9 protein-coding genes are annotated in these 11,900 nt (G+C 68.0%); all 9 read right to left on the bottom strand.

All coding sequences use genetic code 11. From position 1 onward, the window contains the following. Positions 1-13: 13 nt before the first annotated feature. The 9 genes from ACFY0T_RS31720 to ACFY0T_RS31680 all read right to left on the bottom strand — a co-directional run bounded on the left by ACFY0T_RS31720 (position 14) and on the right by ACFY0T_RS31680 (position 11,813). Positions 14-331, bottom strand: coding sequence for a hypothetical protein (locus tag ACFY0T_RS31720; protein ID WP_388878090.1), 318 nt, complete (start codon positions 329-331; stop codon positions 14-16). Between the two features lie 82 nt (positions 332-413). Next, positions 414-935 carry a hypothetical protein gene (locus ACFY0T_RS31715; RefSeq protein WP_388878088.1) on the bottom strand — a complete coding sequence of 174 codons (522 nt, stop codon included), beginning with the start codon at positions 933-935 and terminating at the stop codon, positions 414-416. A gap of 52 nt (positions 936-987) precedes the next feature. Then, on the bottom strand, positions 988-5,010 hold the full coding sequence (locus ACFY0T_RS31710) for a GDSL-type esterase/lipase family protein (RefSeq protein WP_388878085.1): 4,023 nt from the start codon (positions 5,008-5,010) through the stop codon (positions 988-990). A 321-nt stretch (positions 5,011-5,331) separates the two neighbouring features. Further along, positions 5,332-5,868: a hypothetical protein gene (locus ACFY0T_RS31705; RefSeq protein WP_388878082.1), complete on the bottom strand. Its 537-nt coding sequence runs from the start codon at positions 5,866-5,868 to the stop codon at positions 5,332-5,334. Between the two features lie 310 nt (positions 5,869-6,178). Then, positions 6,179-7,279 carry an ABC transporter ATP-binding protein gene (locus ACFY0T_RS31700; RefSeq protein WP_388878080.1) on the bottom strand — a complete coding sequence of 367 codons (1,101 nt, stop codon included), beginning with the start codon at positions 7,277-7,279 and terminating at the stop codon, positions 6,179-6,181. Further along, positions 7,260-8,246 carry an ABC transporter ATP-binding protein gene (locus ACFY0T_RS31695; protein WP_388878077.1) on the bottom strand — a complete coding sequence of 329 codons (987 nt, stop codon included), beginning with the start codon at positions 8,244-8,246 and terminating at the stop codon, positions 7,260-7,262. Before ACFY0T_RS31695 ends, ACFY0T_RS31700 begins: the two co-directional genes overlap by 20 nt. Before the next feature lie 5 nt (positions 8,247-8,251). Beyond that, complete coding sequence (locus tag ACFY0T_RS31690; protein WP_388878074.1) at positions 8,252-9,262, bottom strand: ABC transporter permease; 1,011 nt, start codon at positions 9,260-9,262, stop codon at positions 8,252-8,254. Beyond that, positions 9,255-10,178, bottom strand: a complete 924-nt coding sequence (locus ACFY0T_RS31685; RefSeq protein ID WP_388878071.1) for an ABC transporter permease — start codon at positions 10,176-10,178, stop codon at positions 9,255-9,257. Before ACFY0T_RS31685 ends, ACFY0T_RS31690 begins: the two co-directional genes overlap by 8 nt. 6 nt (positions 10,179-10,184) lie before the next feature. Then, positions 10,185-11,813: an ABC transporter substrate-binding protein gene (locus ACFY0T_RS31680; protein ID WP_388878068.1), complete on the bottom strand. Its 1,629-nt coding sequence runs from the start codon at positions 11,811-11,813 to the stop codon at positions 10,185-10,187. Between the last annotated feature and the right edge of the window lie 87 nt (positions 11,814-11,900).

Below are 11,900 nucleotides of genomic sequence, written 5' to 3'. Positions count from 1 at the left end.
GGGAACCCGCCGGTCAGTTCTGCCAGGCGAGGTAGGCCAGGAGAGGAGCGCCGATGAGAAGCAGGTGGACGACGCCGGTCCTCCAGAAGCGCAGCACCGCGGCGAGGGCGAAGCCGCCGCCGGCCAGCCATGCGCTGAACACGAGGATGCCGTGCTGCTCGTCGGCCGTCCGCTGCATCTCGTACGGGTCGGGGGCGCCGAAGCTGATGCCGGCGACGACGAGTCCGTAACCGAGGACGAACAGGAGCAGGACGTCGAAGAGCCCGACCAGGACGGCGAGCAGACCGTCGTGCCGGCGTGGCTGGCGTGGCTGGCGTGGCTGGCGTTCCATGAATGGAGCCTTCCTCAAACGGTGGGCCGGGGTCCTGAGCACCCGTACTCAACTGCTCAGGACCCCGACACGGTCACCGGTGTCAGCCGTGGGCCAGCGGCGAGCCGCCGATCTCCTTGGTGATGGCTCCCTTTCCGTCGCCCTCGATGTCGTAGACGACCGTGGAGTCCGAGGACCAGAAGACCTCACCGTCGTAGACCATCGACGGGGCGGTGCAGGTGTTCACGGGCTCGATCAGGAACCAGGTGTAGTTGTCGTTGACGAGCTTGGTCAGGTCGCACGTCTTGGACGTCTCGACGACGTCGGCGCTGTCCTTGCCGGGGCGGGACTCCAGTCGGGTGGTGATCTTGAAGCTGGTGAACCGCTTGCTGTTGTCGATGACCTGGTCGACCAGGATCTGCCAGTTGACCACGGACTTCGCGGTGATCCTGCCGCCCGAGACGGCGGCGGTGTTCGTCACGTGGTATTGCGACTCCGGCTTCTGGCCGGGGAAGTACACGTCGAAGTCCGTGGTGGCCGACGCGGCGGCCGCCGGGGTGGCGAGCAGGACGCCGGCCGCGAGCGCGGAGGCGGCGAGACCGACGGTGGTGAGCGTCTTGCGCATGGGATTCCTTTCCTGGCGGGGCCGGGCCGGTGGGCCCGGCCCCGCGCGGGTGTCAGTTGCCCCGGAGGGTGTGTTCCAGGGCGTCGGCGTACAGTCGGGCGCCTGCGGGCTTGGGGTGGAACGACTGCATCGACGGCGCCGGCCCGTCGTTGTCGGCCTGGGACCGGCCGGTCATGACAATGCCGTGCACACTTTCGGGGTCTCCGCAGATCGCCTTGCCCGCGAACTCGTCGCGCGGGTCGGAGAAGACCGCGTAGGTGCCCGCGTCGGACGCCGCGCCCTTCATCTCGTCGGCGAGGGTGTTCGCGACCTTGTTGATGAACTGGCCCTCGACGGCGTCCAGCGCCGGCAGGCAGGAGCCGTCCTTCTCCAACAGGCGCGGGTAGCCCATGAGGACGACCTTCGCGTGGGGTGCCTTGGTGTGAATGGCCTTGATCAGATTGGCGATCCGGGGACGGACGGCGTCGTGCAGCCACTTCGGCGCCCACTCGTCGAGCCGGCCGGTCTCCCCGCTGGTCTCCTTGCCGGTGTCGGGGTCGATGTTCGGAATCGAGGCCGCCTGGCAGTTGACGAGGGAGGGGATGGGGATGTCCACGCACTTCTTGACGACGTCCGTGAAGCGGGCGTCGTTGCCGCCGATGCTCATCGTCACCAGGGTGGTGTTCTGGTCGAGGTAGCCCGCGTCGAGCTGCGAGACCTCGCCCTGGCTGCCGTCCCGCACGTCGTAGGTGCGGGCGCCGGAGCACGCGACGAAGTGGTAGTCCATGGTGTTGTCGAAGGAATCTGCCATCGCCCCTATGGACTTGGAGGCGCCGGGCAGGGTCGCCTGGCGGGACCAGGCGAGCTTGGACCGGTGACACTTCGAGGTCGTGTCGACCTCGGCCTTGCCCTCCTTGTGGGCCTTCTCGTTGACCGGGTCGCGGAAGTCGGTCTCCGGGTAGTAGTCCTTGCCGCCCGGCGCGGTGGCACCCTCGCCGGAGGAGTAGGAGTCACCCATGGCGACCACGAAGTTCTTCGGCTTGCCCGGCAGCGGCGTGAACGCCACGGAGTCCCAGGCGATGTCCTCCTCACCGCGTCCGTCGGCGGTGTTGGTGTCCAGCGAAACGGTCGGGACGCCGGTGAAGTTGAACACGCCGAGGTCGACCCACTTGTTCTCCTGCACCCGCTGCGGGTGGACCCGGACCGGGCTCTTGGAGTCGGTGCCGCCGACCACGTAGGAGGCCTGCCGAGTGTGGGCGCCGTGGTCGGGCATGTGCGCGTACACCCGCATCCAGCCCCGCTTGCCGCTGTTCAGCGTCCAGGTGCCCTTGGTGTACATGCGGATGCCCATGGCGTCCCCGGTCTTGGACCGGGTGTGCGAGAACCAGAAGTGGTTGCCGTTGCCCGCGCCGATCTGGTGGAGGTCCACCCGGCCGTTGGGGTACGCGAAGCTCAGCTCGAACTTGCCCTCGGACGACACGCCCGCACACCGGTTGGAGGAGCCAGCGGGGATGGTGCCGTTGGGCAGGTCGTCCACGATCATCGAACCGGCCGGGAGACCGGTGTTGCAGCGCGGCGGGTAGGAGTCCGCGTCCGGCTGCTCGGGGTAGGTGTCGTCGAACCGGTGGACCGGGTTGCCGCACTGCGCCCGAGCGGTGCAGTCCTTCCACTGGACCGGCTTGTTCCACCAGCACTTCAGGTACAGCGGGTTGGAGGTGTCCGGGTCGCCGGGCAGCTTGCAGGCGCCCTTGCCGGTGTCGTTGCTGTCCGTGTCGGTGATCTTGTCGCGGTCGCAGTCGTTGCTGCCGTCGCAGAACAGGCCGACCGGCGGCTTGGCGCTCGTGCGGTCCATGGTGGTCGTCCACCAGGCGGCGCGGTAACCGGGCTGGAAGTCACCGGGCTTGAACATCGCGGAGATCGGACGCGCGGCCCAGCCGATGACCTTCTCCTCGTACGGCCAGTCCTGCGGGTTCGCCGCGTGCCAGTAGGCGTCTCCGCCGTCGGCCCCTTCCAGGAACGGAGTGCGGTTGGCCTTCCACAGCGGGTTGGCGGGGTTGTTCGTCCAACCCAGGCCCCACTTACCGGATTCCTTGCCCGCGTCCGCCTTCAGGTGGTAGCCCGTGTTGTACGTCCACAGCGCGGCGAACCAGTTCTCGATGTACTTCGGGTTGCCGTCGTTGATGACGATCCCGTCCGCACGGGTCTGGTTCCACTTCTCGATGAGGATGTTGACACCGGCGGCGATGTTCGCCGCGTAGTCCAGCGCCACCGCTTCCTGCTGTGTGGTGGACAGGGCGGTCTCGCCGGGCTTCTCCTTGCCCCGCATCCGCATGCCGTCGGTGACCTGGGTGACGCCGTAGCCGCAGTCGGCCTTGGCCCACTCGATGAAGAACGGGTCGGCCTGGTCGCCGTCCGCCGCGTACGGCGTGCCGTAGAAGTTGCCGATCAGCGGGTTGCCCGTGACACCGGGGACGACCATGCGGGCCGCCTGCCACATGTTGGACTCCTGCGCCGTGATGCCGAGCATCACCGTCGCCGGGACATGCCAGTCGGCACCGGAGCCGCCGCTCAGGCTCCTGAGGGGGAACAGCGACTGGGGCGCGTACGCGGCCATGCCGGTGTTCTTCCAGTTCGCCAGCCGCGTCGCGCCCTTGTTGAGCTTGCCGACGACGGCCTGGTCCACGGCCCACTCGATCTGCCGCGGGGTCGGCTGGAAGGCCTGCTTCTTCGGGTCGTTGCGGGGCACGGAACACGATCGGTCCGTGTCCACGGAGGTGGCCCCGGCCCGCGGGGCGGCCTGCTTCCCGCCGAGCGTGAGGGCGGGGGTGAGGTCGTTGCCCTTGCCGTAGTTCGTCGGGCTGCCGAGCGCCACGGCCTCGGGGCTGGTGTCGACGACCGTCGTCTTTCCGGTGTCCAGCGCCCTGATGTCGGTGCGCACCAGGCGGGGGGAGTCGGCCTCGGCCTGGGTGATGCGGGAGGACTTGCCGTCCGCCCACCGTGCGGTGACCGCGGCCTGTCCCCGGCTGGAGACACGGGCGTCCTTGGCGATGCCGCCGGGGTTGTGCAGGAGGCCCGCGGCCCGGGACGTCGTGGTCGCCTTGCCAGTGACGTACACCTCGCCCGCCGGGGTCGAGGTGAGGTCGAACTCGGTCAGCCGGCCCGACGCGAGGCCCGCGGGGCGTGCCTTGGCCTTGGGCGCCCTGATCTGCGCCGCGCTGACGCGGTTGACCGTGGCCCGTTCGCCCGCGGTGGTGCGCCGCTCGGCGGAGCCCGGCTCGCGGTCGAGGAAGGTGACGCCGCCGTCGGCGTCGGCCTTGAGCTGGAACGGCGTGGTCTTCGTCGTGACCACCGTGCGCACCTTGGAGCCGGCGACGCGCACGAGGTGGTTGCCCTCGGCCGCCACGATGCCCCGCTGGGTGGGGATCGCCGAGGTGACCTGCCCGCTCACGGTCTGCCGCGCGCTTTCCTTGCCGGTGAGGGCGTCGACGGTGACGAGCCGGGTCCGGTCCTTCTTCGCCGTGTCGTCCGTCAGCGCGGTGAACACGGCCTGTTCACCGGTGCCGCAGCCGGGCGAGAAGTAGCCGAGCGTCGCGGTGAAGGGCAGCTTTTTCACATCGCCGGTGGAGAGGTCGACGACCGCGGTGAACGCGCCGCGCGTCATCAGCTCGGGCTTGTTGGTGAAGGTGCGCGGCGCGTAGGCCACGGCCGCGTACTTGCCGGACTGGGTGAGGCAGGCGTTGCCGATCCAGGTGTCGGTGTCGAAGCCCGGCTCGGAGAGGGAGGCGGCGGTCTTCCACGCGTAGCCGTCCTTCTCGGCGGCGACCAGGAGGTGGAATCCGGTGCCGTCACCGATCGTGGTGAACGCCCGGTCCTTGCTGGACCTGTAGTTCTTGCCCAGCACGCCCGCCCGCTTCTTGGCGGGGATCGCGCCGGGCTGCTCGTCGGCTCCGGGTGAGGCCGGTGCCGACCAGCCGTCGGCCGCGCCGGGTGGCGCGGTCTGTGCGTATGCCTGGGTGGTGGCGACACCCGCCGACAACGACACAGCGAGTGCCGTCGTCACGGGTATGCGCGCATACCGCAGTATGTCGCGTCTCAACTTCTCTACTTTCGCGATGAGTTGGCCGCGCCGGCACGGCGTGCGGGCACGGCGTGCGGGCACGGCGGAGCGCGCCGCCGCCGGGCATGCGGCAGCGGACGCGGGGATATGAGGTGTGGACAGGCCGGATCAGCACTCGATACGAGCGCGGACGTGCTCGGTGTGCCGGAGCAGACCGGCATGTTGGATCAGACAGGCGTGTCGCAGCAGACAGGCGTGTCGCAGCAGACCGGCGTCTTGGATCAGACCGGCGTGTCGGAGCGGAGCCGACACGCCGGGATCATCGAGCCCTGGCCTGAAGGTGGGTGACGGCGGCGGCCGTCAGTTGCAGGAGCCGACCGAGGAGAGGTTGTCGATGACGACCCTGCCGCCCTTCTTCATGTACGAGTACACCTCGCCGCAGTAGCCCTTCTTCTGGCGCACAGGGCCCGCGTAGGTGCTGAAGGTGCCGAAGTCCTCGTCGTCGGCGGTGGCGGTGTAGTTGTCCTTCAGCCGGATCCCCATGTACTGGGCGGAACCGGTGTCGTTCCACAGCACGCCGCAGGTCGGAACGTCGTAGATCAGGTCACCGGTGGTGGTGCCGTTGGTGTACACGTAGACGGTCGCGTAGCGGGTGGAGTCGCTCGGCAGCCGCTTCGCGGTGATGATCTTCGTGTAGCCCGCTCCGCACACCGTCGAGGCACTGGCGGCGACCGACGGCTTCGCGGCCACGATGGAGCGGGTCTGCTTCGACGCCTTCGGCGCGAACGTGAGGTCGCCGGCGTGGACGGTCGCCGCGCGAGGCAGTGACGTGTCGGTGGCGGCGACAGCCTGGCCGGGCACAGAGGTGCCGATCAGTGCCAGGGCTGCGATGGTCATGCCAGAGCGAAACGCGATCTTTGCGCGCATATGAAATTCCCCCATGTCATTGCGTCAACAGGGGGCGACCTGGTCAGTTGTCGGCTCCCCCATTAGCCACACAGGAACCTATCAGCACTCCCACAGCTTCGAAAATGTATTCCCTGCCACACCGGCGCGAGCACGGCAACGAGCCGGGGTGACATGGCGCACCCCGGCTCGTTTACGGCACCCGCACGGCCGTACGTTGTTCAGACTGACGCGTCCGTATATCGGGATCGGGTCGGCCAAGTTGCCTGCGTGTTAACGCAGTTCATGCACTTTTGTGCGGCTATTTCACCCCGTCATCATGATCGTCCGGCGGCTCCTCCGGCGGTACGACCTGCTTCTCCTCCGCGAAGTGACAGGCCGAGTCGTGCGCGGCCGGGCCCTCGGTGAGCCGGAACTCCGCGGGCACCGCGAGCAGCGGCACCTCCAGCGTGCACCGCTCCTGGGCCTTCCAGCAGCGGGTGCGGAAGCGGCACCCGGAGGGGATGTTGGCCGGGGAGGGCACGTCCCCGGTGAGGATGATCCGCTCCCGGTGCTCCCGGGCCTCCGGGTCGGGCACGGGCACGGCGGAGAGCAGGGCCTGGGTGTAGGGGTGTGTCGGATGGTCGTAGATCTCGGCGTCCTTGCCGGTCTCCACGATCCGTCCGAGGTACATCACGCCGACGCGGTCGGAGATGTGCCGCACGATCGAGAGGTCGTGCGCGATGAAGACGTAGCTCAGGTCGAACTCGTCCTGGAGCCTGTCCATCAGGTTGATCACCTGGGCCTGCACGGAGACGTCGAGCGCGGAGACCGGCTCGTCGGCGACGATGATCTGGGGGCGCAGCGCCAACCCCCGTGCGATGCCGATGCGTTGGCGCTGGCCACCGGAGAACTGGTGCGGGTAGCGGTTGATGTACTCGGGGTTGAGTCCGACCACGTCGAGCAGGTCCTGGACCTTCCTCCTGCGGTCGCGCTTCGGCGCCACCTCGGGATGGATCTCGTACGGCTCCCCGATGATGTCGCCGACGGTCATGCGCGGGTTGAGCGAGGTGTACGGGTCCTGGAAGACCATCTGGATGTTGCGGCGTACGGCCTTCAGCGCCTTGCCGGTCAGCCGGGTGATGTCCTCGCCCTTGTACTTGATCGACCCGGCCGTCGGCCTTTCCAGGTTGACCAGCATCCTGGCGACCGTCGACTTGCCGCAGCCGGACTCGCCGACGATGCCGAGGGTCTCGCCGCGGCCGAGGTGGAAGTCGACGCCGTCGACGGCCTTGACCGCGCCGATCTGCTTCTTGAAGAGGATGCCCTGGGTGAGGGGGTAGTACTTGACCAGGCCGCTGACCTCCAGAAGCGGCTCGGTCGGCGGGCTCGCCCGACGCTCCTCAGTCACCGTCTCGGCCATCGAGGCACTCCCTCCAGAAGTGGCAGGCGCTTCTGCGTTTCTCGTCCACCTCGTAGAGCGGCGGTACGTCGGTGCGGCACACGTCCTGGGCCATCGGGCAGCGCGGGTTGAAGGCACAGCCCGGCGGGATGCGCATCAGGTTGGGCGGCAGGCCCTTGATCGCGTAGAGCTCCTTGCCCTTCTGGTCGAGCCGGGGGATCGACTCCAGGAGCCCCTTCGTATAGGGGTGCGCGGGGGCTCTGTAGATGTCGTGGACCGGCGCCGACTCGACGATCCGGCCCGCGTACATCACGGCGATCCGGTCGGCGACGTCCGCGACCACGCCGAGGTCGTGGGTGATGAGGATGAGCCCCATGTCGAGCTCGCGCTGCAACGCGGCGAGCAGGTCCATGACTTGGGCCTGGACGGTGACGTCGAGGGCGGTGGTCGGTTCGTCGGCGATGATCAGGGCGGGTTCCAGGGCCAGCGCCATGGCGATCATGATGCGCTGGCGCATACCGCCGGAGAACTGGTGCGGATAGTCGCGCACCCGGTCGGCGGCGGCCGGGATGCGCACCCGGTCCATCAGCTCGATCGCCTTGGCGCGGGCGTCCTTCCGGGACATCCCGCGGTGCACGGTGAACATCTCGCCGAGCTGGTCGCCGACGCTGAGCACGGGGTTCAGGGACGACAGCGCGTCCTGGAAGATCATCGCCATCTCGGCGCCGCGCACCTTGCGCCGCTCGTCCTCCTTCAGTTTGAGCAAGTCCTTGCCCTGGAAGAGGATTTCACCGCCGGTGATCTTCCCGGGCGGCATGTCGAGGATGCCCATCACGGCCTGCGCGGTCACCGACTTGCCCGAGCCGGACTCACCGAGCACGGCGAGCGTCTCGCCCTCGTCCACGCTGTAGCTGACTCCGTTGACGGCCTTGGCGACCCCGTCCCTGGTTCTGAACTCCACGTGCAGATCGCGCACTTCGAGCAGCACGGCCGTCACCTCAGCTTCGGGTCGAGGGCGTCGCGCACCGCGTCGCCGAGCATGATGAACGCGAGCACGGTGATCGCGAGGGCGCCGGCCGGCCACAGCAGCATGTGCGGGGCGTTGCGGATGTAGGGGGAGGCCGCGGAGATGTCGATGCCCCAGGACACGGTCGGCGGCTTCAGGCCGACGCCGAGGTACGAGAGCGTCGCCTCGAGGGCGATGTACGTACCGAGCGCGATGGTCGACACGACGATCACCGGCGCGACGGCGTTGGGTGTGATGTGCCGCAGCAGCAGCCGCGCGTTGGAGGCGCCGAGCGCGCGGGCCGCCTGCACATAGTCGTTCTGCCGGGTGGTGATGACGGAGCCGCGCGCGATACGCGAGATCTGCGGCCAACCGAGCAGCACGATGAACCCGATGACCGGCCAGATCGTATTGCTGGTCACCACGGAGAGGAGGACCAGACCGCCGAGCACGACGGGGATGGCGAAGAAGATGTCGGTGATCCGGGAGAGGAACGCGTCCCCCACCCCGCCGAAGAACCCGGCGATCCCGCCCAGCAGAGAGCCGAGGATCGCGACGCCGAGGGTGGCGCAGACGCCGACGCTGATCGAGACGCGGGTCCCGTACACCACCCGGGTGTAGACGTCGCAGCCCTGGCCGTCGAACCCGAAGGGGTGGCCCGGCTGCGAGCCCTCCTGGGCCTTGGCGAGGTCGCACTTGAGGGGGTTCTGGGTGGCGATCAGCGAGGGCCACAGGGAGATGACGACCAGGAAGAGGATGACGAGCCCGGCGATGATGAAGACGGGGTTGCGCCGCAGGTCGTGCCAGGCGTCGGACCACAGGCTTCTGGGTTTCTCCTGCGGACCCGCGCCTTCCGGTCCGCCCGGTGCCCGTCCGCCGGAGGCGGCTGAGGGACGCTGCTCCAACGTCTCCGCCTCGCTCGCGCCGAGGTCCATTGCGCCTCCCATGCCGGTCGCGGCGATCGCGCCCTCCTTCTCGTACGGCGGCTGCTCAGGCATAGCGGATCCTCGGATCGAGTACGGCGTAGAGGAGGTCGACGAGCAGGTTGGCGACCAGGAAGACGAGGACGAGTACGGTCACGAAGCCGACGACGGTCTGCGTGTTCTGGCGCAGGATGCCCTGGTAGAGCTGGTAGCCGACGCCGTGGATGTTGAAGATCCGCTCGGTGACGATCGCGCCGCCCATCAGCGCGCCGATGTCCGTGCCGATAAAGGTGACGACGGGGATCAGCGAGTTGCGCAGCAGGTGTTTGGTGATCACCCGGTGCCGGGGCAGGCCCTTGGCGGTGGCGGTGCGGACGTAGTCGGAGCGTCTGTTCTCCGCGATGGAGGTGCGGGTCAGCCGGGTCACGTACGCGAGGGAGACGGAGGCCAGCACCAGGCCCGGCACGATCAGCTCGCCGAACGTGGCGTCCGTGGAGACCGACGGTTCGATCCACTGCCACTGGACGCCGAGCAGCAGCTGGAGCACCAGGCCGGTGACGAAGACGGGGACGGAGATGACGACGAGGGTGCCCAGGAGCACCGAGGTGTCGACGGGCCGCCCGCGCCGCAGACCGGTGATCACGCCCAGCGTGATGCCGATGACGATCTCGAAGAGGATCGCCACGATCGTCAGCCGGATGGTGACCGGGAACGCCGTCGACATCAGCTCGGTGACCGGCTGCCCGTTGAAGGCGGTGCCGAAATCGCCGGTGAAGACGTTCCCCATGTAGGTCAGGTATTGCTGCCAGACCGGCTTGTCGAGGCCGAACTCCTTCCTGAGCTGGGCGGCGGTCGCGGGGTCGCACTGCCGGTCGCCGCACAGGCCCGCGATGGGGTCGCCCATCACGTTCACCATCAGGAAGATGAGCAGGGTGGCGCCGATGAACACCGGGATCATCTGCAGCAGGCGCCGGGCGACATACCGTCCCATGAACGCTCAGCCGACCTTGATCTCGTCGTAGACGGGGACGCTGAACGGGTTGAGCGCGACGTTCGAGAGGCGGTCCGACCAGCCGGCGCTGCCGTTCTGGTACCAGAGTGGGATGGCCGCCATGTTGTCGCGGACGATCTCTTCGGCCTGCTGGAAGAGGCCGACGGCCTTGGCGGTGTCGGTCTCGGCGTTCGCCTCGTTGACGAGGTGGTCGAAGTCCTTGTTGGACCACTTGCCGTCGTTGGAGGAGGCGTTGGTGTAGTAGAGCGGCTGCAGGAAGTTCTGGATCAGCGGATAGTCCATCTGCCAGCCGGCCCGGAAGGGGCCCGAGAGCTTCTGCTGCGAGGCCTGGTTGCGGAAGTCGGCGAAGGTGCCGACCGGGTTGCCGACGCACGCCTTGTCGTTGCCGAGGGCGTTGTTGATGGAGTTGCAGACCGCGTCGACCCATTCCTTGTGGGAGCCGGCGTCCGCGTTGTACGTGATCTTGACCTGCCCGCCGGGGATTCCGCCGCCCTCGGCGATGAGCTTCTTCGCGTCGTCCGCGTTGTACGCGCAGTAGTCCCCGCACAGACCCTCCTTGTAGCCGCCGTCCGCGCCGAGGACCGGCGAGGTCCAGTCGGTGGCCGGGGTACGGGTCTTCTGAAAGATCGTGTCGGTGATCTGCTCGCGGTTGATCGCCATGGACAGACCCTTGCGGACCTTGTCCGAGCCGCTCTTGTTCCAGTCCGGGTCGTAGAAGGGAAAGGCGAGCGTCTGGATGATGCCTGCGGGCGTGTTCAGATACCGACCACCGAGGTCGCTCTTGACGTTCTTGAGCTGGGCGGCCGGGACGTCGTCGACCAGGTCGAGGTTGCCGGCCAGCAGGTCGGTGTAGGCGGTGTTGTTGTCGGTGTAGACCTTGAGCGTGACCCCGCCGTTCTCGGCCTTGTCCTCGCCCGGGTAGCCGTCCCACTTCTTGAGGCTCATCTGGGAGCCCTTGGTGTAGGACTCGATGGTGTACGGGCCGTTTCCGACGGGCTTCTTCAGCCAGCCGGAGTGGTCGTCGAAGAACGCCTGGGGCAGCGGGGCGAAGGCCGGGTAGCCGAGGGTGTCGGGGAAGGTCGAGAACTTCTGGGTGAGCTTGACCGTGAAGGTGTTGTCGCCCGTGACCTTCAGCCCGGACATGGTGTCGGCACTCTGGCTGCCGGACTCCGGATGCACCTTGTCGTAGCCCTCGATGTACCCGAAGAAGTACGCGTTCTTCTGGTTGTTCTTGAGACTGGCGCCGTAGTTCCAGGCGTCCACGAACGACTTCGCGGTGACCTTCTCGCCGTTGCTGAAGGTCCACCCGTCCTTGATGGTGATGGTGAAGTTCTGCGAGTCGGAGGTGTCGATCTTCTCGGCGAGCATGTTCTCGGCCGCGCCGGTCTTGGGGTTGTAGCGCTTCAGCGACCGGAAGATCATGTCCATGACCTTGCCGCCCTGCACCTCGTTGGTGTTGGACGGCTCGAGCGGGTTCTGCGGATCCGTCCACGAGGCGCTGAGCACCGCGCCGGTGCCACCACCGCCGCCTCCACCCCCACCCCCGCAGGCCGTCGCCGCGAGGGCTACCGCCGCCGCACCTGCGGCCCATGTGGCGTGTGTGGCTCCACGCATGGAGTGCCTCCTCAAGAGTGCGCTGTGCCGCCGGCGCCGGGGCAGCTGAATTCGACTCCGATGCGCTGCGCCTTTAGCACCCAATAT

It is taken from the genome of Streptomyces sp. NPDC001530 (genome assembly GCF_042894545.1).
Taxonomy (GTDB): domain Bacteria; phylum Actinomycetota; class Actinomycetes; order Streptomycetales; family Streptomycetaceae; genus Streptomyces.
This window is presented reverse-complemented; position numbering and strand designations above follow the sequence as displayed.

Excerpts from the sequence above, each read along its gene's own strand:
- ACFY0T_RS31720 (WP_388878090.1), bottom strand. The coding sequence starts at position 331 with ATGGAACGCCAGCCACGCCAGCCACGCCAGCCACGCCGGCACGACGGT.
- ACFY0T_RS31715 (WP_388878088.1), bottom strand. The coding sequence starts at position 935 with ATGCGCAAGACGCTCACCACCGTCGGTCTCGCCGCCTCCGCGCTCGCG.
- ACFY0T_RS31705 (WP_388878082.1), bottom strand. The coding sequence starts at position 5,868 with ATGACCATCGCAGCCCTGGCACTGATCGGCACCTCTGTGCCCGGCCAG.
- ACFY0T_RS31700 (WP_388878080.1), bottom strand. The coding sequence starts at position 7,279 with ATGGCCGAGACGGTGACTGAGGAGCGTCGGGCGAGCCCGCCGACCGAG.
- ACFY0T_RS31690 (WP_388878074.1), bottom strand. The coding sequence starts at position 9,262 with ATGCCTGAGCAGCCGCCGTACGAGAAGGAGGGCGCGATCGCCGCGACC.
- ACFY0T_RS31685 (WP_388878071.1), bottom strand. The coding sequence starts at position 10,178 with ATGGGACGGTATGTCGCCCGGCGCCTGCTGCAGATGATCCCGGTGTTC.
- ACFY0T_RS31680 (WP_388878068.1), bottom strand. The coding sequence starts at position 11,813 with ATGCGTGGAGCCACACACGCCACATGGGCCGCAGGTGCGGCGGCGGTA.